The organism is Dorea sp. AM13-35 (assembly GCF_003473885.1).
Taxonomy (GTDB): Bacteria; Bacillota; Clostridia; order Lachnospirales; family Lachnospiraceae; genus Dorea_D; species Dorea_D hominis.
The window spans coordinates 20335-40880 of record NZ_QUCZ01000011.1; the positions used below are offsets into that span (position 1 = coordinate 20335).

Annotated in this window: 19 protein-coding genes and 1 riboswitch; all 19 genes read left to right on the plus strand. The window is 43.4% G+C overall.

Annotated features, from left to right (window positions below; translation table 11 throughout):
• The first annotated feature begins 99 nt into the window (after positions 1-99).
• Positions 100-408 (plus strand): hypothetical protein, encoded by a 309-nt coding sequence (locus DW152_RS11870; RefSeq protein WP_117538302.1) that lies wholly within the window; start codon positions 100-102, stop codon positions 406-408.
• A gap of 43 nt (positions 409-451) precedes the next feature.
• Positions 452-2470, plus strand: coding sequence for a V-type ATP synthase subunit I (locus DW152_RS11875; RefSeq protein WP_117538303.1), 2019 nt, complete (start codon positions 452-454; stop codon positions 2468-2470).
• Complete coding sequence (locus tag DW152_RS11880; RefSeq protein WP_021860236.1) at positions 2467-2952, plus strand: V-type ATP synthase subunit K; 486 nt, start codon at positions 2467-2469, stop codon at positions 2950-2952. Before DW152_RS11875 ends, DW152_RS11880 begins: the two co-directional genes overlap by 4 nt.
• A gap of 22 nt (positions 2953-2974) precedes the next feature.
• Positions 2975-3568, plus strand: coding sequence for a V-type ATP synthase subunit E (locus DW152_RS11885; RefSeq protein WP_118288709.1), 594 nt, complete (start codon positions 2975-2977; stop codon positions 3566-3568).
• Positions 3569-3589: 21 nt separating this feature from the next.
• A complete protein-coding gene (locus tag DW152_RS11890) occupies positions 3590-4558 on the plus strand; it encodes a V0D/AC39 family V-type ATPase subunit (protein WP_118288710.1) in 969 nt (322 codons plus the stop codon).
• Positions 4551-4871, plus strand: a complete 321-nt coding sequence (locus DW152_RS11895; RefSeq protein WP_021860233.1) for a V-type ATP synthase subunit F — start codon at positions 4551-4553, stop codon at positions 4869-4871. The genes DW152_RS11890 and DW152_RS11895 overlap by 8 nt, the downstream gene beginning before the upstream one ends.
• Positions 4872-4899: 28 nt before the next feature.
• Positions 4900-6666 carry a V-type ATP synthase subunit A gene (locus tag DW152_RS11900; protein ID WP_118288711.1) on the plus strand — a complete coding sequence of 589 codons (1767 nt, stop codon included), beginning with the start codon at positions 4900-4902 and terminating at the stop codon, positions 6664-6666.
• Positions 6667-6668: 2 nt separating this feature from the next.
• On the plus strand, positions 6669-8042 hold the full coding sequence (locus tag DW152_RS11905; protein ID WP_118288712.1) for a V-type ATP synthase subunit B: 1374 nt from the start codon (positions 6669-6671) through the stop codon (positions 8040-8042).
• A gap of 28 nt (positions 8043-8070) precedes the next feature.
• Entirely contained in the window at positions 8071-8730 is a 660-nt protein-coding gene (locus tag DW152_RS11910) for a V-type ATP synthase subunit D (RefSeq protein WP_021860230.1), read from the plus strand.
• Between the two features lie 98 nt (positions 8731-8828).
• Entirely contained in the window at positions 8829-9752 is a 924-nt protein-coding gene (locus DW152_RS11915) for a LysR family transcriptional regulator (protein ID WP_021860229.1), read from the plus strand.
• A 183-nt stretch (positions 9753-9935) separates the two neighbouring features.
• Positions 9936-10409: a complex I 24 kDa subunit family protein gene (locus DW152_RS11920; protein ID WP_117538307.1), complete on the plus strand. Its 474-nt coding sequence runs from the start codon at positions 9936-9938 to the stop codon at positions 10407-10409.
• Position 10410: 1 nt separating this feature from the next.
• Entirely contained in the window at positions 10411-12279 is a 1869-nt protein-coding gene (locus DW152_RS11925) for an NADH-quinone oxidoreductase subunit NuoF (RefSeq protein WP_021860227.1), read from the plus strand.
• A gap of 11 nt (positions 12280-12290) precedes the next feature.
• The gene (locus DW152_RS11930) at positions 12291-13994 is read left to right on the plus strand and encodes a [FeFe] hydrogenase, group A (protein WP_021860226.1); all 1704 of its coding nucleotides are present in this window, start codon (positions 12291-12293) and stop codon (positions 13992-13994) included.
• 78 nt (positions 13995-14072) lie between these two features.
• A complete protein-coding gene (locus tag DW152_RS11935; RefSeq protein WP_021860225.1) occupies positions 14073-14501 on the plus strand; it encodes a hypothetical protein in 429 nt (142 codons plus the stop codon).
• 268 nt (positions 14502-14769) lie between these two features.
• A complete protein-coding gene (locus tag DW152_RS11940) occupies positions 14770-15285 on the plus strand; it encodes a shikimate kinase (RefSeq protein ID WP_118288713.1) in 516 nt (171 codons plus the stop codon).
• 170 nt (positions 15286-15455) lie between these two features.
• Positions 15456-16748: a UDP-N-acetylglucosamine 1-carboxyvinyltransferase gene (locus DW152_RS11945; RefSeq protein WP_021860223.1), complete on the plus strand. Its 1293-nt coding sequence runs from the start codon at positions 15456-15458 to the stop codon at positions 16746-16748.
• A gap of 75 nt (positions 16749-16823) precedes the next feature.
• A riboswitch (SAM riboswitch) is annotated at positions 16824-16922 on the plus strand.
• Positions 16923-17085: 163 nt separating this feature from the next.
• On the plus strand, positions 17086-18273 hold the full coding sequence (gene metK, locus DW152_RS11950) for a methionine adenosyltransferase (RefSeq protein WP_021860222.1): 1188 nt from the start codon (positions 17086-17088) through the stop codon (positions 18271-18273).
• Positions 18274-18350: 77 nt separating this feature from the next.
• Positions 18351-19847: a HAMP domain-containing sensor histidine kinase gene (locus tag DW152_RS11955; protein ID WP_118288714.1), complete on the plus strand. Its 1497-nt coding sequence runs from the start codon at positions 18351-18353 to the stop codon at positions 19845-19847.
• The gene (locus DW152_RS11960; RefSeq protein WP_021860220.1) at positions 19840-20529 is read left to right on the plus strand and encodes a response regulator transcription factor; all 690 of its coding nucleotides are present in this window, start codon (positions 19840-19842) and stop codon (positions 20527-20529) included. The genes DW152_RS11955 and DW152_RS11960 overlap by 8 nt, the downstream gene beginning before the upstream one ends.
• Positions 20530-20546: the final 17 nt, after the last annotated feature.

A 20546-nucleotide genomic window follows, 5' to 3' on the forward strand; every position in this document is an offset into this window, starting at 1 on the left:
TCCTGCCTGAATACAAATTATTCTGGACATTTGATAATTGCGGTATTATAATCAAACTTACAACAAAGTTTTAACGAACGCGAGGGAGGTGGTGAAGGAATGGTAGAAGAGACCATTAGAACCATTAAGGACACGGAGTGTGAGGCAGATAAGGCCATGAAAGAAGCCGATGCAGCATGTGCCGAGATTCTTGAAAAAGCGGATGCATCTGCAGGGAGGATAAAAGAAGAAGCAGAAGCAAAAGCAAAAGAAAATGCGCAGTTCGCAATGAATGAAGCAAAGAAAGCCGGAGAAGAAGCGGTAAAGGACGCACTTCAGAAAGTAGATGAAGAGATTGTTTCGTTAAAGCGGGAAGCGGGCAGTAAAGAAGCCGAAGCAATAGCAGCAGTTATTGCACAGCTGGTTTGATCAAGATCTAACCGGAAAGAAAATGTAAAGGAGGGATAGATCTATGGCAGTATTGCAGATGCAAAGAGTCAGTATCTGCGCACTTAAAAAAGACCGCAAAGCAATTCTGGAAAAGCTGCAGGCACTCGGCGTTATGGAGATGAACCAGATCGCTGATGAAGAAGGCTTTGAAAAGATGGACACAGTGAATGCGAAGCTTAGCTTTGAGAAGAAAGCACAGCTTACAGAGACGGCGCTGGGTATCCTTGATATATATGCACCGCAGAAGCAGTCAATGTTGTCCGGGTTAGCGGGAAAAGAGCTTGTCAGTCAGGATGAATTCCAGAAAATCACAGCGAAAAAAGACGAAGTCATCGAAAAAGCAGATGCTCTGCTCACAAAGAGCAAAGAGATTGCAGAGATCAAAGCAAATATTGTGAAGATTGAAAATCGGATTGAATCGCTTGAACCGTGGCTTTCGTTGGATGCACCTATGAATTATGCAGGTACAGCCAGAACAGCAATGTTACTTGGAACGATGCCGGCGGGCACAGATGAAGCGGCTATTCATGAAAAGGTAGCTGCAGAGTGTCCGGAGATTGAAGCACTGGATGTGCAGATCATTTCCGAAGATGCAGACGCGGTTTATCTTGCTGTATTTTGTCTGAAAAAAGAGGCAGAGAAGACCGAAGAAGCTCTGAGAGCTGGAGGATTTGCAAGACCATCGCAGATATCCAACCAGATCCCGGCGAAGGAAAAAGAGAATCTGAAAGCCGAGATCCAGAAACTGAACAAAGAGATTGAAGTGACAGAGGAAGAGATCAAAGGATATGCCACAAGCAGAGAAGAGTTGAAAGTAGTGGGGGATTATTTCAGACTCCGTGCAGAGAAGTACGAAGTGCTTGGCACACTTCCACAGTCACAGCGAACATTCGTAATTAGCGGATATGTTGCAGAGAAAACAGTTCCTGTCCTTAAGAAAGCAATCGCAGACAGATACGATTGTGTGATGGATGTGGAAGAGTTAAAGGAAGAGGAAGAACCGCCGGTTATTTTAAAGAACAATGCTTTCTCAGACAGTGTAGAAGGTGTTCTGGAATCCTACGGACTTCCGCATAAAGGAGAGTTTGATCCGACGACAATCATGTCGTTTTTCTATGTATTCTTCTTTGGTATGATGTTATCTGATGCTGCATACGGTGCGATCATTGCAATTGCATGTTTTGTAGTATTGAAGAAATTCCCACGGATGAGCAAGAGTATGAGAAAGTCCATGAAGATGTTTATGTTCTGTGGTTTATCTACACTTGTGTGGGGTGTATTATTTGGCGGTTACTTCGGAGACGTTGTCGATGTTGTAGGAAAGACATTCTTTAATAAAGATATAACGATCAAGCCATTATGGTTTGCGCCGCTGAATAATCCGATGAAGCTGTTGATCTATTCCATGGCATTCGGACTTGTACATTTGTTCGTCGGCCTTGGAATCAAAGGTTACATGCTTCTGAAAGAAGGAAAAGTATTAGACTTTTTCTGTGATGTTATTTTATGGTATGTATTTCTGGCAGGACTTTTACTGATGCTGATCCCATCTGATATTTTTGCTTCTATAGCACAGGCAAAAATCGTATTTCCACCGTTTGTGAATACGCTTGCAAAAGCGCTTGCGATTATCGGTGCACTGGGACTGCTTCTGATGTCAGGAAGAGCAAATAAAAATCCGGTTCTCAGGATCGCGCTTGGAGCGTATGACATCTATAATATTACCGGATGGCTCAGTGATGTATTATCTTATTCACGTCTGTTAGCTCTCGGACTTGCAACCGGTGTTATTGCATCTGTTGTAAACCAGATGGGTAGCATGTTTGGAAAAGGCGTGGTTGGTGCGATCGGATTTGCGATTGTGTTCGTGGTGGGACATACTTTGAATCTTGCGATCAACTTACTTGGTGCATATGTGCACACGAACCGTCTTCAGTTTGTGGAATTTTTCGGAAAATTCTACGAAGGCGGTGGAAAACCATTTGAACCATTTGAATCAGATACAAAATATGTAGATATTAAGGAGGAAACTTTATCATGAGTATTTGGAGTAATTTAGGACTTGTATATGCGTTACTTGGCGCAGCAGTAGCAGTATTTCTCGCAGGAGCAGGATCAGCAATCGGAGTTGGTATCGCAGGTCAGGCAGCATCCGGAGTTGTAACAGAAGACCCTAGCAAATTTGCAAAAGTATTGATCATGCAGCTGCTTCCTGGTACACAGGGAATTTACGGACTGCTGGTTGGTTTCATTACATTATCCAAGATTGGTCTCCTTGGCGGCGGCGCAGCAGATCTTGATCCACAGACAGGACTTCTGATCCTTGCAGCATGTCTGCCAATCGGAATCGTTGGACTGATCTCTGGTAAAGCACAGGGACAGACAGCAGCGGCAGCAATCGGAATTGTAGCTAAAAAACCGGAGCAGTTCGGTAAAGCAATGCTGTTCCCTGCAATGGTTGAGACATACGCAATTCTTGCACTCCTGATTTCTATTCTGGCAGTAACAGCAATTCAGGTATAAAACAGGAAGGAGCAAAGAAGCGATGACAGGATTAGAAAAAATAAAAAGTCAGATCCTGGATGAAGCAAAAGCGGCAGCAGACAGCAAGATTGCAGAAGCAAAGGCAAAAGCGGACGAGATTGTAGCGCAGGCTGAGGCAGATGCTAAGAAGATTTCCGAGACGATTGCCCACAAATCCGAACTGGATACAGTGAATTACAAAGAGCGTACGGCATCTTCCATGGATCTGCAGAGAAGAACAAAACTTCTGGCAGCAAAACAGGAGATGATCCAGAACGTGCTGGATAAGGCATATCAGTCTCTGGAGTCTATGAATGAGGAAGAGTATTTTGGAGTTTTATTAAAATTACTTGCAAGATATGCATTGCCGCAGGACGGAGAAATCTTCTTTTCCGCAGGAGATCTCCAGAGAATGTCTGACGACTTTAAAAATGCAGTGGAGAACACTGCGCGGGACAAAGGCGGAAGCCTTAAGATTTCCGCAGAAGAAAGAAAGATTGAGAATGGATTTGTTCTTGCCTATGGCGGGATAGAAGAGAACTGTACTTTACAGGCAATGTTCGATGAGAAAAAAGACGAATTGTCTGACAAAGTATACCATATATTATTTGCGTAACGCGTGACAGGAGGAAGTAACATGAGTGAACAGTATACCTACGCGGTTGCGCGCATACGTGCACTGGAAGTGTCACTGTTTTCAAACAGCACGATCGACCAGCTGATTGCATGCCAGAATTATCATCAGTGCCTGCAGTTCCTGGAAGAGAAGGGGTGGGGAGGCACAGATACTTCCGGAGATGCAGAGGCGATACTGACCAGAGAGGAAGAGAAAATCTGGGAGGTAGTGAAGGATCTTTCCATTGACATGGAGAACTTTGCAGTACTTTCCTATCCAAAACTTTTCCATAATCTGAAAGCTGCGATCAAGGAAGTATGCACGGAGAAAAAGAACCGGCACATTTTCTATGATGATGTAGCGATTCCGGGGGATGAGATGCTGGAGATCGTAAGAGAGAAAGCGTTTACCAGACTTCCGGACTACATGCAGCATGTGGCAGCGGATGCTTATGAGACACTGCTTCATACAAGAGATGGTCAGTTGTGCGACGTGATGATCGACAGAGCAACGCTGGATGCCGTATATGCGGCAGGTAAAGCGTCAAAAGCCCAGATCATCCGGGATTATGCAGAATCAACGGTTGCAGTTGCAGATATTAAGATTGCAGTGCGATCACAGAAAACCGCGAAATCTATAGACTTTATGAAAAGGGCAATGGCGGAGTGCGACAGTGTCAGTGTGGATCAGCTTTCCAAAGCGGCACTTTCCGGTAAGGAAGCGCTTCGTGATTATCTGATGGGAACGGCATATGCAGAAGGTGCGCAGGCACTTCTGGAATCTCCATCCGCATTTGAACGGTGGTGCGACAACCGGATCATCCAGACGATCAGCCCGCAGAAATATAATGCATTTACAATAGGACCGGTAATTGCCTATGTAATTGCAAGACAGAATGAAATAAAAACGGTACGAATCATTCTTTCCGGTAAGCTTAACGACCTGCCGGATGATTCTATTCGGGAAAGGGTAAGGGAAATGTATGTATAAGATTGCAGTATTAGGCGATTATGACAGCATCTACGGCTTTGCTACACTGGGGCTTGACACATTTCCGGTTACTACCCATGAAGAAGCTGCCGAAGAGCTTCACAAACTGGCAACAGGTGGTTACGGAATTATTTATATTACAGAAGCCTGGGCCGATCAGTTAAAACATGAAATTGCAAGATATCAGGAAGAAATCATCCCGGCGATCATCCAGATTCCTGGCATTGCCGGTAATACGGGAGCAGGAGTCGCGGGCGTTAAGAAGTCTGTGGAAGTGGCTGTCGGTTCTGATATTCTGTTTTCGCAACAATAAAATAAGAAATGGAGGGTGATTCGTCCAAATGAGTACAGGTACGATTAAAAAAGTAGCAGGACCGCTGGTCATCGCATCCGGAATGCGAGATGCTAACATGCGTGACGTTGTACGTGTTAGTGAAAAGCGTCTGATTGGAGAGATCATCGAGATGCACGGTGATGAGGCATCAATTCAGGTATACGAAGAAACATCAGGACTTGGACCGGGAGAACCGGTAGAATCAACAGGGGCACCAATGTCAGTAGAACTTGGCCCTGGTCTGATCACAAGCATTTATGATGGTATCCAGCGTCCTCTGGATGATATTATGAAGATTTCGGGAAATAACTTACAGCGTGGTGTTGAAGTTGCTTCCCTGAAGAGAGACAAGAAATGGGAATTTGTTCCGGTTGCAAAAGTCGGAGAAGAAGTTGGAGCGGGAGATGTGCTCGGTACTGTTCAGGAGACAGCAGTTGTTGAGCAGAAGATCATGGTTCCTTATGGAGTAAGCGGAACAGTCAAAGAGATCAAATCCGGTGAATTTACGGTAGAAGAAGTTGTTGCAGTTCTGGAGACGAAGGACGGAGACAAAGAGCTGACAATGATGCAGAAATGGCCGGTTCGTACAGGACGTCCATATGTGAAGAAACTACCGCTGGATGCACCGCTTGTAACAGGACAGCGTGTTGTTGATACATTTTTCCCAATTGCAAAAGGTGGAGTTGCAGCCGTTCCGGGTCCTTTCGGAAGCGGTAAGACAGTTATCCAGCATCAGCTTGCAAAATGGGCAGAAGCTGACATCGTAGTTTACATCGGTTGTGGAGAGCGTGGAAATGAGATGACAGACGTTCTGAATGAGTTCCCGGAACTGAAGGATCCGAAGACAGGACGTTCCCTTATGGAAAGAACCGTTCTGATCGCGAACACATCCGATATGCCTTTCGCAGCCCGTGAGGCATCTATTTATACAGGTATTACGATTGCAGAGTATTTCCGTGACATGGGATATTCTGTAGCATTGATGGCAGACTCTACATCCCGTTGGGCAGAGGCACTTCGAGAGATGTCAGGACGTCTGGAAGAGATGCCTGGTGAGGAAGGTTACCCGGCATACTTAGGTTCCCGTCTGGCAGAGTTCTACGAGAGAGCCGGACGTGTAGTTTCCATCGGTAAAGATGCAAGAGAAGGTTCCCTGTCCGTAATCGGAGCCGTATCTCCTCCGGGTGGTGATACATCAGAGCCGGTATCACAGGCAACCCTTCGTATCGTTAAGGTATTCTGGGGACTGGATTCCGCACTGGCATATAAGAGACATTTTCCGGCTATTAACTGGCTGACCAGTTATTCGCTGTATCTGGATAATATGAAAGACTGGTTTAATGAAACCGTTGCTCCGGACTGGATGGATGACCGTCAGAGAATGATGAGCCTTCTGACAGAAGAAGCAGCACTGGAAGAGATTGTACAGATGGTAGGTATGGATGCATTGTCTCCGTCTGACCGTCTGAAGATGGAAGCAGCAAGATCTATCCGTGAAGATTTCCTGCATCAGAACTCTTTCCACGAAGTAGATACTTACACACCACTTCGTAAACAGTATCTGATGATGAAACTGGTTCTTGCATTCTATGATCAGGCTTCAGAAGCTCTGAACAAAGGTGCATCCATGAAAGATCTTCTTGTAATGGATGTCAGAGAGAAAATCGGTCGTTATAAATATACATTAGCTGAAAATATTGAGACAGAATATGAGAAGATCATGGATGAACTCGGTAAAGAAGTAGCAGGAACGATCGGGAAGGAGGACTTCTAATTATGCCAAAGGAATATAGAACAATACAGGAAGTTGCCGGACCGCTGATGATGGTAAAAGGTGTAGAAGGCGTTAAATACGACGAGCTTGGTGAAATCGAACTCGCAAGCGGAGAAAAACGACGCTGTAAAGTACTGGAAGTAGATGGAGATGACGTAGTAGTACAGCTCTATGAGAATGCTGCCGGTATTAACTTAAGTAACAGTAAAGTACGTTTCCTCGGACGAAGCATGGAACTTGGTGTATCTGCGGATATGCTGGGACGTGTCTTCGATGGACTGGGACGTCCGATTGATGATGGACCGGAGATTTTGCCGGAGGAAAGAAGAGATATTAATGGTCTGCCTATGAACCCGGCAGCCCGCGTGTACCCGGAAGAGTTTATCCAGACAGGTGTATCTGCCATTGATGGTCTGAACACATTGGTTCGTGGACAGAAACTGCCAATCTTCTCTTGTTCCGGTCTGCCACATTCCCAGCTGGCAGCCCAGATTGCAAGACAGGCAAAGGTACGTGGAACAGATGAGAAATTCGCCGTTGTATTTGCTGCAATGGGTATTACATTCGAAGAGTCTAACTACTTCATCGAGTCATTCAAAGAGACAGGTGCGATTGACAGAACCGTTCTGTTTATCAACCTTGCAAATGACCCGGCTGTAGAGCGTATCGCAACTCCTCGTATGGCACTGACAGCAGCAGAATATCTGGCATTTGAAAAAGATATGCACGTTCTGGTTATCCTGACAGATATCACGAACTATGCAGATGCGCTGCGTGAAATTTCCGCAGCGAAGAAAGAGGTACCTGGACGTCGTGGATATCCAGGATATATGTACACAGACCTTGCAACAATGTATGAAAGAGCCGGACGTCAGAGAGGTAAAGACGGAAGTATCACTATGATCCCAATCCTGACTATGCCTGAGGATGATAAGACACATCCTATTCCTGATCTTACCGGATATATCACAGAAGGTCAGGTAATCTTAAGTCGTGAGCTGTATCGTAAAGGATTACAGCCGCCGATTGATGTATTACCGTCTCTTTCCCGTCTGAAAGATAAAGGTATCGGCGAAGGCAAAACAAGAGCAGACCACGCCAATACGATGAACCAGTTATTTGCTGCGTATTCCCGTGGAAAAGATGCAAAAGAACTGATGACAATCTTAGGAGAAGCTGCCTTAACAGAGATTGACCTGAAATATGCAGAATTTGCAGAAGCATTTGAAAAAGAATATGTTTCCCAGGGATATGACAACGATAGATCTATTGAGGAGACACTGGAAATTGGCTGGAAATTATTGTCTATGCTGCCAAGAGCAGAGTTGAAACGTATCGACGACAAATTCTTAGACCAGTATTATGGAAAGCAATAATCAGGTAATGGAAATAAGGAGGTAGCGAATGGCATCGAAACAGATCACTCCTACCCGGATGGAACTGACCAAGACGAAGAAGAAGCTTGTTACAGCAAGAAGGGGACATAAGCTCCTGAAAGACAAGCGTGATGAGCTGATGCGTCAGTTTCTGGAGCTGGTAAAGGAGAACATGGCACTTCGTCAGAAAGTAGAAGCCGGAATCCTCTCTGCAAATAAGAACTTTGTTATAGCCAAAGCCGGAATGGATGAGGCTACGTTGAATACCGCACTGATGGCACCAAAACAGGAAGTAAATCTGGAAGTAGGCAATAAAAATGTTATGAGCGTTGACATTCCTGTGTTCAATACGAAGACAAGGACTGCTGATGCCAATGATATTTATTCTTATGGATTTGCATTTACATCCAGTGATCTGGATGGTGCTGTAAAATCACTGGCGGACATTCTGCCGGATATGTTGAAACTTGCGGAGACAGAAAAAGCATGCCAGCTTATGGCGGCTGAGATCGAGAAGACAAGACGTCGTGTAAATGCGCTGGAGCATGTGACAATTCCGGAGGCTCAGGAGACAATCAAATACATCACGATGAAGCTGGACGAGAACGAGAGAAGCTCTCAGATCCGTCTGATGAAAGTAAAAGATATGATGCTTGAAGAAGCACATCACTACAGCGAAAGAGCTTAGAATGAAAAGGCGATACAAAAGATGTGTCGCCTTTTCGTTTCGCGTAGAGAATAAGGCGGAACGGAACATCGGCATCATGGAAAAGGGAAGAGATACAAATGAATTTGACGGATTTCAAATACATTATTGAAATAGATAAAAGAGGATCGATTTCACAGACTGCAAAAGAGATTTACATTGCGCAGCCAAACTTAAGCAAAGCAATTAAAAATGTAGAAACAGAATTTGGCATACAGATTTTTAAACGCTCCTCAAAAGGAGTACAGGCGACAAGAGACGGACAGAATTTTCTGGAATATGCCAGAAAAGTCATCCGGGATGTTGATGAGCTAAGGGAACATTATGGAAAAGAACGCAGTGAAAAGCTGACACTTCGATTTTGTGTGCCCCGGGCCAGCTATATTGCGCATGCTTTTGCCGAGTATATCAGCAACCAGGATGACCAGATGGAGATGGATGTGGATTTCCGGGAGACAAGTACGATGACGGCAATCGACAGTATCGGTCAGAATGGATATGATCTTGGAATTATACGGTATCAGCGGAGAAAGCAGGAGGATTACCAATCGCTTCTTCAGCTTCGGAATCTGGAAATGCAGGTGATCAATGAATTTGATTATTTACTTTTGACTTCCGCAGACGGAGAACTTGCAGAAAAGGATTTTCAGTCTCCGGGAGAATTATCGGACGGAGTAGAAATCTTACATGGAGATTCCAGGCTCCCGAACGGAGAATATATTGAATTTTACCGGGAAGGAAGGGAAGCCTATCATCCGAAAAAGAAAATATATATTTTTGAAAGAGGAAGTCAGTTTGATATTTTAAGAGAAGTGAAGAACAGTTATATGTGGGTATCTCCGCTGCCGGAAAAGATGCTGGAACGGTATCATCTTGTGCAGAAGGAAGTCGGATTTCTAAGACATAAAATGAGGGATGCACTGATATATAAAAAAGGATATGTGATGAATCAGAAAGAAAAAGAATTTCTTGAGCATCTGAGAAGGAAAATTGAAGAAATATAATTGTCTAGAAGAAAGAAGGTGTGCCTGAGGGTGCATCTTTTTTTAGGATATATAAAATTCTATATGGAAGACATCGGATATTGATATAAACATATCAATAATTTCTATGATATAATATACAATAAATTGATAAAAAATAGCCAATATCAGGGGAAAATGAACAAAAAGGAGGATGAGGATATTATGTTAGATACATCGTATTATGAGAAAGCAGATGAAATCATAGCAAGACACACAAGAGAAGAACGATCATTGATCCCGATTATCCAGGATATTCAGGAGGAGTACAGATACCTGCCACCGGAACTTCTGACATATGTGGCAAAACAGATCGGGATTACGGAAGCAAAGGCGTACAGCGTGGCAAGTTTTTATGAGAATTTTTCTTTCGAGCAGAAAGGCAAATATGTCATTAAAGTCTGTGATGGAACAGCCTGTCATGTGAGAAAATCCATTCCGATCCTGGAACGTTTGTATAAGGAACTCGGATTAAATGATAAGAAGCATACATCAGACGATCTGTATTTTACTGTGGAGACGGTGTCCTGTCTGGGGGCATGTGGTCTGGCACCGGCGATTACAGTAAATGATGTTGTGTATCCTAAGATGTCACCGGAAAAAGTAGTGGATCTGCTGAAAGAGTTGAGAGGAGAATAACATGAAGATAGAGAACAGAACGGAATTAAAAGAATATCGTACTGAATGTCAGAAGCGGCAGCGTGCGAAATGTCGCGTTTTGATCTGCGGTGGAACAGGATGTCTGGCCGGGGGTTCAGATAAAATTTACCAGAAAATGCTGGAACTGACAAAGAATGACGGGAATGTATCGGTGGAGTTCGGCGCAGAGATTGCACATACCAAGGTTATGAAGAGTGGTTGCCACGGATTCTGTGAAATGGGACCGCTGGTGAGAATCGAACCACATAATTATTTATATATTAAAGTGTCGCCGGATGATTGTGAAGAGATCTATCAGAAAACAATCTGCGAAGGAAAATCGATTGAACGTTTGTTATATCATATGGACGGACAGGTCTATGCTTCACAGGAAGAGATCCCATTTTACGCAAAGCAGACGAGACTTGTATTGAAAAACTGCGGACATATCGATGCCGATCACATCGAAGGAGCGATGGTGGTCGGAGCATATTCTGCATTAGAAAAAGCATTGTTTGAGATGACACCGGAATCCGTGATCGATATGATTTATGAGTCAAATTTAAGAGGACGTGGCGGTGCAGGATTCCGTACCGGACGTAAATGGAAACAGGTAGCATCCCAGAAGGAAAAGATTCGTTACGTAGTCTGTAACGGTGACGAAGGTGACCCGGGCGCATTCATGGACAGAAGTATTATGGAGGGTGATCCGCACCGCATGATCGAAGGTATGATGATCGCTGCATATGCGGTTCAGGCGCAGGAAGGATATATTTATGTCCGTGCCGAATATCCGCTCGCGATCCAGAGACTGGAGACGGCAATCCATCAGGCGGAAGAGATTGGAATTTTAGGAGATCATATCCTGGGAACAAACTTCAGCTTCCGTTTACATATCAACCGAGGAGCCGGAGCATTTGTCTGCGGCGAAGGAAGTGCGCTGACAGCATCTATTGAAGGCAAACGTGGTATGCCGAGAGTAAAACCGCCGCGTACAGTACAGCAGGGACTCTGGGCAAAACCTACAGTATTAAATAACGTTGAGACTTACGCAAATGTACCAATGATCATTCAAAACGGCGCAGAGTGGTATCTGGGTATCGGTACACCGGAAAGCCCGGGAACAAAAGCATTCGCATTGACAGGTAATGTAAGAAACACAGGACTTATCGAAGTGCCGATGGGAATTACTCTCCGGGAAGTTATTTATGATATCGGTGGAGGCATTCAGAACGGTAAAAAGTTCAAAGCGGTTCAGATCGGCGGACCATCGGGCGGATGTCTGACAGAGAAACAGCTGGACAGCAAGATGGATTTTGATTCGCTGGCGAAGATCGGAGCGATGATCGGTTCCGGCGGACTTGTTATTATGGATGAAAATACCTGTATGGTAGAAGTAGCCCGGTTCTTTATGAGCTTTACGCAGAGAGAATCCTGTGGAAAATGTGTGCCATGCAGAGAAGGTACAAAAAGAATGCTGGAGATTCTTGAAAGAATCGTAGCCGGAAATGGAAAACCGACAGATATAGATGAGTTGCGTGAACTGGCCGATATGATTGAGAGTACCGCGTTATGCGGACTTGGAAAGAGTGCGCCAAAACCGGTTATCAGTACATTGAATGCATTTGCAGAAGAATATAGAGAACATATTGAGGATAAGAAGTGTAAAACAGGGGTTTGTACAAATCTCAGACAGTTCCAGATTGATCTGGACATCTGTAAAGGATGTTCCAAGTGTGCAAGAAATTGTCCGGCTGGAGCAATTGAAGGTGAGTTGAAATCACCGTATCACATTAATCAGGAGAAATGCATTAAGTGCGGAGCCTGTATGGAACAGTGTCCGTTTAAGGCAATTTCTGTTGCCAGATAGGAGGAAACGTCATGGGAGTAATGACTATAGATGGAAGAAAAGTAGAATTTACGGATGAACCGAATATTCTTACCGTCATTCGTAAAGCAGATATTGATATACCAACCTTATGTTACCATTCAGAACTGTCTGTATATGGTGCCTGTCGTTTATGTACAGTAGAAAATGATAAAGGAAAAACATTTGCATCCTGTTCCGAACCACCGAGAGACGGAATGGTGATCTATACAAATACACCGCGCCTGATGAAGTATCGGAAATTAATTCTGGAGTTACTTCTGGCAGCGCACTGCAGAGACTGTACAACTTGTATCAAAAGTGGAGAATGTCAGCTGCAAAGCCTTGCGCACCGGATGGGTGTTATGGATGTCCGATTTGAAAATACGAAAGAATTACAGCCGATCGATGACAGTTCGCCGGCGATCGTGAGAGATCCGAATAAATGTATTTTGTGCGGTGACTGTGTACGTATGTGTGACAATGTGCAGGCAGTAAATGCAATTGATTTTGCATATCGAGGAACAAAAGCGCTGGTAACACCTGCATTTGATAAGAAAATTGCAGAGACCGACTGCGTGAACTGTGGACAATGCCGGGTTGTATGTCCGACAGGCGCAATCAGTATTAAGACCAACATGGATGTTATCTGGGATCTTCTTGCAGATAAAGATACTAAAGTGATCGCACAGATCGCACCGGCAGTCCGTGTGGCAGTAGGAGATCAGTTCGGTCTGCCGCGTGGCGAAAATGTTATGGGTAAATTGGTAAATGTCCTGCATCGTATGGGATTTGATGAAGTATTTGATACATCTTACGGTGCGGATCTTACAGTTATAGAAGAGTCGGAAGAACTTTTGAATCGGCTGGAATCCGGAGAAAAATTGCCACTCTTTACATCCTGCTGTCCTGCATGGGTAAGATATTGTGAAAACCGTTATCCGGAATTTGCCGAGAATCTTTCGACCTGCCGGTCACCACAGCAGATGTTCGGCGCTGTAGTACGGGAATATTATAAAGATCCGGAGAAGAATCTCGGAAAACGAGTGGTATCTGTATCTATTATGCCTTGTACAGCGAAGAAAGATGAGATTTTACGACCGGAATCTTCAACAAACGGTAAGCAGGATATCGATTATGTACTGACAACAACCGAGCTCGTTTCCATGATTCGCAAGTCTGGTATCCGTTTTGAGAATCTGGAAATTGAAGCGTCAGATATGCCATTTGGAATCGGATCCGGTGCCGGAGTGATCTTTGGTGTAACCGGCGGTGTGACCGAAGCGGTTTTGAGACGTCTGCGTAAAGGACATAACCGTGTAGATATGGATAATATCAAATTCAGCGGTGTGCGTGGAGAGAAAGGCCTGAAAGAAGTAGAATTTGATTACAACGGCAGAACCATTCGTGCGGCAATCGTAAGTGGTCTCGGAAATGCAGATGCACTTTTGAAGCGGATCAAGGCCGGGGAAGTACACTATGATTTCGTAGAAGTAATGGCATGTTACAGAGGCTGTGTCATGGGTGGTGGACAGCCGGTACCGGCCGGACCGAGAACAAAATCAGCAAGAATGAAGGGTCTTTATGATTCAGATGTGAATACCCAGATTAAGAAGTCCAATGAAAATCCGTTGGTTCAGACGTTGTACGATGGCTTGCTGAAAGGAAAAGAACACAAACTTCTGCATCGGAATTTTGAAGCCGCAAAAAATGAATAACAGAAAAGATTTCAGGGAACAGCTTATGAAAAAATGCATATAATAAAGCAGATAATTTCCCTGGAAGGAGCAGAACCGATGAGCGAGAAACTGCCTTTTTATATGGCATATCAAAATCAGCTGCCAATCGATACAGCCTGGGAGCGGGAAAACAGCCGGGATGTATCTTATATGAAGAGTATGTATCCGGCCGAAGTGAAAAAGATTCTGCCATATGTAGAGGCAGAATGCGACCGGCTGGAATATGACGTCAGTATGATTTATGATGAGTATCCGGATCGTTTGCAAATACAGATGATATGCGGTCGTGTTTATGCAAATGTGAAAGGTCAGATCGACTTTGCAGATAAGCAGAAGGATAAAACAGATGATCTTCCGACGAAAATGGAAGATGACTGGCTTCGTGAGCTGGTGTGGGTAATGACCTGTCAGGAGATATGCCGCCGAAGGCAGGAGCGGAGAAACTTTCAGAGAAAATATTATTTTCTGAATGAGAGTGTATCCTGAAGAGATAATTTATACAAAATAAGAACCGGAGGAATAAAAGGATTTCCGGTTCTTATTTTTTATGGTAAAGTATCCGTTGGCAGATCAGGCAGAGCGGTATTGGTAGAATTGGTCAGAAAATGATAAAAAATGAGTTCGAATCTTGTAAAGGCAGTAGATTCTGAAGCAAGAAGTGGACGAAAAAGGAATCTTATGTTAAAATGGATAGGATTAAAATGTAATAAGTATCAAAAGATTTCAAACAAATACAGACTAAAGGATGAAAAATATGAAGAATATCGTATTTATCGGAATGCCGGCATCGGGGAAAAGCACAGTCGGTGTTGTTGTTGCTAAGAGACTGGGATATAAGTTTGTAGATACAGATCTGGTAATCCAGGAAGTGGAGAAGCGTTTGCTTAAAGAGATTATTGCAGAAGAAGGAAATGAAGGTTTCTTACGGATTGAAGACCGGGTGAATGCGGAGATTCAGGAAGAGCGTGCTGTTATCTCGCCGGGAGGAAGTGTTGTATATTGTGAGAATGCAATGAGGCATTACAAAGAGACCGGAATGATCGTATATTTACATACGTCGTATGAGACAATAAATAACAGACTCCATAATGCTAAAAACAGAGGTGTTGTGTTAAAAGACGGTCAGACATTAAAAGATCTGTATGAGGAGCGTACCGCATTATTTGAACGGTATGCAGATCTCACGATCAGTGAGGAAGGACGGGATCTGGAAGAGACAATCGAGGAAGTTCTTCGTGTGCTTGAAAACGGATTAAATGTTACAAAATAATTACATAAAATTAAAAAATATTTTACAAATGTTGGATTTGTGCTATAATAGCAAAGACTCAGGAAGTGGGAGTCTTCCTGTTTTAGATTTTTAAGAGAACAAAATGGGCATAACTGCTATATCCAATATGCTTATATCATAGACAGCAATATTATATAGAGGTGTGGTTAATGGAACAGTATATTATTAAAGGTGGCCATCCGTTAGTCGGAGAGGTCGAAATAGGGGGAGCAAAGAACGCGGCACTTGCAATTCTTGCGGCTGCGATCATGACAGATGAGACAGTTAAGATTGATAATCTTCCGGATGTCAACGATATTAATGTATTACTGGACGCAATTGCCGGAATCGGAGCGACAGTGAATAGAATTGACCGTCATACTGTGACGATCAACGGAAGAGGCATTCATGATTTCAGTATAGAATATGATTATATTAAAAAGATCCGTGCATCTTACTATTTACTTGGCGCGATGCTCGGAAAGTACAAACATGCGGAAGTGGCACTGCCGGGAGGATGTAATATCGGAAGCAGACCGATTGACCAGCATCTGAAAGGTTTCCGTGCACTGGGCGCAGAAGTAGAGATTGAATATGGTAAGATCATGGCAGAAGCTGAGAAGCTTGTTGGTAAACATATTTATTTTGATGTTGTCAGTGTAGGCGCTACGATCAATGTAATGATGACGGCTGCGATGGCAGACGGTCTTACAATTATGGAGAATGTGGCTAAAGAGCCACACGTTGTAGACGTGGCAAACTTCCTGAACAGCATGGGAGCGAATATTCGTGGTGCAGGAACAGATGTGATCAAGATTCGTGGAGTCAGACAGCTTCACAGTACAGAGTATTCGGTTATTCCGGATCAGATTGAGGCCGGAACATTTATGTTTGCGGCAGCGGCAACCAGAGGAGATGTGACAGTATTGAATGTCATTCCGAAGCATTTGGAAGCTACGATTGCCAAGCTGGAAGAGATTGGCTGTGAGGTAGAAGAATTTGACGATGCAGTGCGTGTTGTATCCAAGGGAGATCTTACAAGTACACATGTGAAAACACTTCCATATCCTGGATTTCCAACGGATATGCAGCCACAGATTGGTGTGACGCTTGCACTTTGCAAGGGAACAAGCACAATTACAGAGAGTATTTTTGAAAATCGTTTCAAATATCTGGACGAACTTGCCAGAATGGGAGCGAATGTCAAAGTGGAAGGCAACTCAGCAACTATCGAAGGTGTTGAGAAGTTCAGCGGAGCAAGAGTGAGTGCACCGGATCTCCGCGCAGGAGCTGCACTTTGTATTGCAGGACTTGCAACAGAAGGCATTACAATTGTAGATGATATTGTATATATCCAAAGAGGATATGAGAGATTCGAAGAGAAGCTCAGAGGTCTTGGCGGTATCATCGAAAAAGTAGAAACTGAGAAAGAAATTCAGAAATTCAAATTAAAAGTTGGATAAATCAGTTGACAAGAACAGTTAAAACGTGTAAAGTCTTATAAGGTAACAAAGAAAATAATAAATATTGCTAACTTTCTCTTATTCAGAGCAGTGGAGGTACAAAGGATCTGTGAAGCTGCGGCAACCCCCATCATGGGAAGGTGCCAACCTGAGCGAGTAATCGAACAATAAGAAGATTGATATATGAGAATATAAACAGTCCACTTGTTGTGGACTGTTTTTTTCGCATTGTGGATGATTATGTGGATAACATAAAAAGGGACAGGTCTTTTTTAAAAGGGGACGGGGATTTTCTAGAAAATCCCCGTCCCCGGGAGAAAGTAGAAGGGAGAATGACATGGAAAAAAGATTATTTACATCCGAGTCCGTTACAGAAGGACATCCGGATAAAATGTGCGACCAGATTTCAGACGCGATTCTTGATGCACTGATGGAACAGGATCCGATGAGCCGTGTGGCTTGTGAGACAACAACAACGACAGGTATGGTTCTCGTTATGGGTGAGATTACTACAAATGCTTATGTTGATATTCAGAAAATCGTACGCGATACAGTAAAAGAGATTGGCTATACAAGAGGAAAATTTGGATTTGACGCAGAGACATGTGGTGTGATCACAGCAATTGACGAGCAGTCTGGAGATATCGCTCTTGGAGTTGATAAAGCGTTGGAAGCAAAAGAGCATACAATGGGCGATGATGAGATTGATGCGATCGGAGCCGGCGACCAGGGTATGATGTTCGGATACGCAACGGATGAGACTCCGGAACTGATGCCATATCCGATTTCTCTGGCGCATAAACTGGCAAGAAAACTTACAGAAGTAAGGAAGAACGGAACGCTTTCTTATCTGAGACCGGATGGAAAGACACAGGTTACAGTAGAATATGATGAAAATGATGTTCCGAAACGTCTGGATGCAGTTGTCTTATCTACACAGCACGATCCGGATGTGACACAGGAGCAGATTCACGAAGATATTAAGAAATATGTATTTGATACAGTACTTCCGGCAGAGATGGTAGACGAGAATACAAAATTCTTTATCAACCCGACAGGACGTTTTGTTATCGGTGGACCACACGGAGACAGTGGACTGACAGGACGCAAGATCATTGTAGATACTTACGGTGGAATGGCACGTCACGGCGGCGGAGCTTTCTCAGGTAAAGACTGCACAAAGGTAGACCGTTCAGCAGCGTACGCGGCACGTTACGTTGCGAAAAATATTGTTGCAGCAGGACTTGCCAAGAAATGTGAAATCCAGCTTTCTTACGCAATCGGAGTTGCTCATCCGACTTCCATTATGGTAGATACATTTGGAACCGGTAAAGTATCTGATGAAAAACTGGTTGAGATCATCCGCGAGAACTTTGATCTCCGCCCGGCAGGAATTATCAAAATGCTGGATTTGAGAAGACCAATTTACAAGCAGACAGCAGCTTACGGACACTTTGGACGTACAGACATCGACCTCTCCTGGGAAAAGACAGATAAGGTGGATGTACTGAAAGCATATTTATAAAATTTTTAGAAATGTTTACAGGCGCTTTGATGTGAAGCGCCTTTTTTCATGCTATACTTGAGTCTGGAGGTGTTCCTATGAAAATAAGAACAAGACTTGTGATAGCATTTTTAACGATTACGCTGATTCCGATTATATTGACAACAACTATGGGAATAGTCCTGTGCAGACATCAGATCAGCTCAATCGAAAAGACATATGGAGTTACCGATACAACCTGGGAGAGCTTATCAAATTCTATGCAGGTATTGTCAAAAGTAACTGAGAAGCCGTATGAAGAACTAAAGAAGATTATTGCCGAAGATCCGGAAGAGATGGGCGATGCGACCAGACTTGAGAAAGTAAATAAAAAACTGGAAAAGAAAAAAGCCTATCTGCTTGTGCGAAAAGGAAATACCATTGTTTACATTGGTACAGACAGTGGGAAAACAAAATATGTGATCCGTCAGCTTCCGAAGTATGGTGAGGCAGATGCCGATGCGAAAAATGGACTTTATCTGGGTGGCAATGCTCAGGTACTGATCAAGCAGATTGATTTTAAATATCGAAGCGGAGAAAAAGGAAGCGCATTTATCGTTACAGACATGAAGAACGTTATACCAGAAGTGGAGGAGCTTTTTGTAGACTTGATCTGTGTGGTTGTTATTGTTTTAATCGCAACGGCATTTATTTTGCTCATGTGGATCTACCGCGGAATCATGCGTCCGTTGTCAAAGATGAAGAGGGCAGCTTATAATATCAAAGAAGGTAATCTGGATTTTGAGATCAAACCGGAGTCTGATGATGAGCTCGGCCAGCTCTGCAGTGATCTGGAAGATATGCGTAAGCGGTTAAAGGACAGTGCAGAAGAGAAGATTCAGTTTGACAAGGAGAACAAAGAGCTGATCAGTAATATCTCCCATGACCTTAAGACACCGGTGACAGCAATCAAAGGATATGCAGAAGGAATCATGGACGGAGTAGCGGATACACCGGAGAAAATGGACAAATATATCCGCACGATCTATAATAAAGCGAATGAGATGAATACACTGATCAATGAGTTGACATTGTATTCCAAGATTGACACAAACCGTATTCCATATAACTTCAATATTATATCTGTAAATGATTATTTCACAGATTGTGCAGAAGATTTGTCGCTGGAACTGGAGTCAAAAAATGTAGAATTTGGATATTTTAATTATGTAGATCCAGAAGTGAAAGTGATTGCAGACGCGGAACAGATCAAGCGTGTTGTGCATAATATTGTAAATAATTCGTTGAAATATATGGATAAAAGAAAACCGATCATCAACCTTCGTGTAAAAGATGTCGGTGACTTTATTCAGGTTGAACTGGAAGATAACGGCAAAGGAATTGCAGCCAAGGATCTGCCAAATATTTTCGACCGTTTTTACAGAACGGATGCTTCGAGAAATTCTTCCAAAGGCGGAAGCGGTATCGGGCTTTCTATTGTTAAGAAGATTGTGGAAGAGCATGGTGGTAAGATTTGGGCAACCAGCAGAGAAGACACAGGAACAACGATGTATTTTGTTTTGAGAAAATATCAGGAGGTACCATTGAATGAGTAAGATTTTAATAGTTGAAGACGAAGAGACGATTGCAGATCTGGAGAAAGACTATCTGGAACTGAGCGGATTTGAAGTGGAAGTTGCAAATGATGGAGACAGTGGACTTGAGAAAGCACTTCAGGAAGAATATGATCTTCTGATTCTTGATTTGATGCTTCCGGGGGTAGATGGATTTGAAATCTGTCGGAAGGTCAGAGATGAGAAGAACACACCAATCATTATGGTATCAGCAAAAAAAGATGATATTGATAAGATTCGTGGACTGGGATTGGGAGCGGATGATTATATGACAAAGCCGTTCAGCCCGAGCGAGTTGGTGGCACGTGTGAAAGCACATCTTGCAAGATATGATCGGTTGATCGGAAGCATGGCAGAAAAAAATAAAGTGATCGAGATTCGAGGACTTAAGATTGACACGACTGCAAGAAGAGTATGGGTAAATGGAGAAGAGAGAACATTTACAACAAAAGAATTTGATCTGTTGTCATTTCTTGCGGCACACCCGAATCATGTGTATTCCAAAGATGAACTGTTCCAGAAAATCTGGGATATGGAATCTGTCGGTGACATCGCAACTGTAACCGTGCACATTAAGAAAATCCGTGAAAAGATCGAGATGGACACATCCAACCCTCAGTATATCGAGACAATCTGGGGTGTCGGATACCGTTTCAAAGTATAACAATTATTGTGAAAAAG

What these genes read in the sequence shown, in the direction of transcription:
- DW152_RS11870 (WP_117538302.1), top strand. Translation starts at nt 100, where the DNA reads ATGGTAGAAGAGACCATTAGAACCATTAAGGACACGGAGTGTGAGGCA.
- DW152_RS11875 (WP_117538303.1), top strand. Translation starts at nt 452, where the DNA reads ATGGCAGTATTGCAGATGCAAAGAGTCAGTATCTGCGCACTTAAAAAA.
- DW152_RS11880 (WP_021860236.1), top strand. Translation starts at nt 2,467, where the DNA reads ATGAGTATTTGGAGTAATTTAGGACTTGTATATGCGTTACTTGGCGCA.
- DW152_RS11885 (WP_118288709.1), top strand. Translation starts at nt 2,975, where the DNA reads ATGACAGGATTAGAAAAAATAAAAAGTCAGATCCTGGATGAAGCAAAA.
- DW152_RS11890 (WP_118288710.1), top strand. Translation starts at nt 3,590, where the DNA reads ATGAGTGAACAGTATACCTACGCGGTTGCGCGCATACGTGCACTGGAA.
- DW152_RS11895 (WP_021860233.1), top strand. Translation starts at nt 4,551, where the DNA reads ATGTATAAGATTGCAGTATTAGGCGATTATGACAGCATCTACGGCTTT.
- DW152_RS11900 (WP_118288711.1), top strand. Translation starts at nt 4,900, where the DNA reads ATGAGTACAGGTACGATTAAAAAAGTAGCAGGACCGCTGGTCATCGCA.
- DW152_RS11905 (WP_118288712.1), top strand. Translation starts at nt 6,669, where the DNA reads ATGCCAAAGGAATATAGAACAATACAGGAAGTTGCCGGACCGCTGATG.
- DW152_RS11910 (WP_021860230.1), top strand. Translation starts at nt 8,071, where the DNA reads ATGGCATCGAAACAGATCACTCCTACCCGGATGGAACTGACCAAGACG.
- DW152_RS11915 (WP_021860229.1), top strand. Translation starts at nt 8,829, where the DNA reads ATGAATTTGACGGATTTCAAATACATTATTGAAATAGATAAAAGAGGA.
- DW152_RS11920 (WP_117538307.1), top strand. Translation starts at nt 9,936, where the DNA reads ATGTTAGATACATCGTATTATGAGAAAGCAGATGAAATCATAGCAAGA.
- DW152_RS11925 (WP_021860227.1), top strand. Translation starts at nt 10,411, where the DNA reads ATGAAGATAGAGAACAGAACGGAATTAAAAGAATATCGTACTGAATGT.
- DW152_RS11930 (WP_021860226.1), top strand. Translation starts at nt 12,291, where the DNA reads ATGGGAGTAATGACTATAGATGGAAGAAAAGTAGAATTTACGGATGAA.
- DW152_RS11935 (WP_021860225.1), top strand. Translation starts at nt 14,073, where the DNA reads ATGAGCGAGAAACTGCCTTTTTATATGGCATATCAAAATCAGCTGCCA.
- DW152_RS11940 (WP_118288713.1), top strand. Translation starts at nt 14,770, where the DNA reads ATGAAGAATATCGTATTTATCGGAATGCCGGCATCGGGGAAAAGCACA.
- DW152_RS11945 (WP_021860223.1), top strand. Translation starts at nt 15,456, where the DNA reads ATGGAACAGTATATTATTAAAGGTGGCCATCCGTTAGTCGGAGAGGTC.
- metK (WP_021860222.1), top strand. Translation starts at nt 17,086, where the DNA reads ATGGAAAAAAGATTATTTACATCCGAGTCCGTTACAGAAGGACATCCG.
- DW152_RS11955 (WP_118288714.1), top strand. Translation starts at nt 18,351, where the DNA reads ATGAAAATAAGAACAAGACTTGTGATAGCATTTTTAACGATTACGCTG.
- DW152_RS11960 (WP_021860220.1), top strand. Translation starts at nt 19,840, where the DNA reads ATGAGTAAGATTTTAATAGTTGAAGACGAAGAGACGATTGCAGATCTG.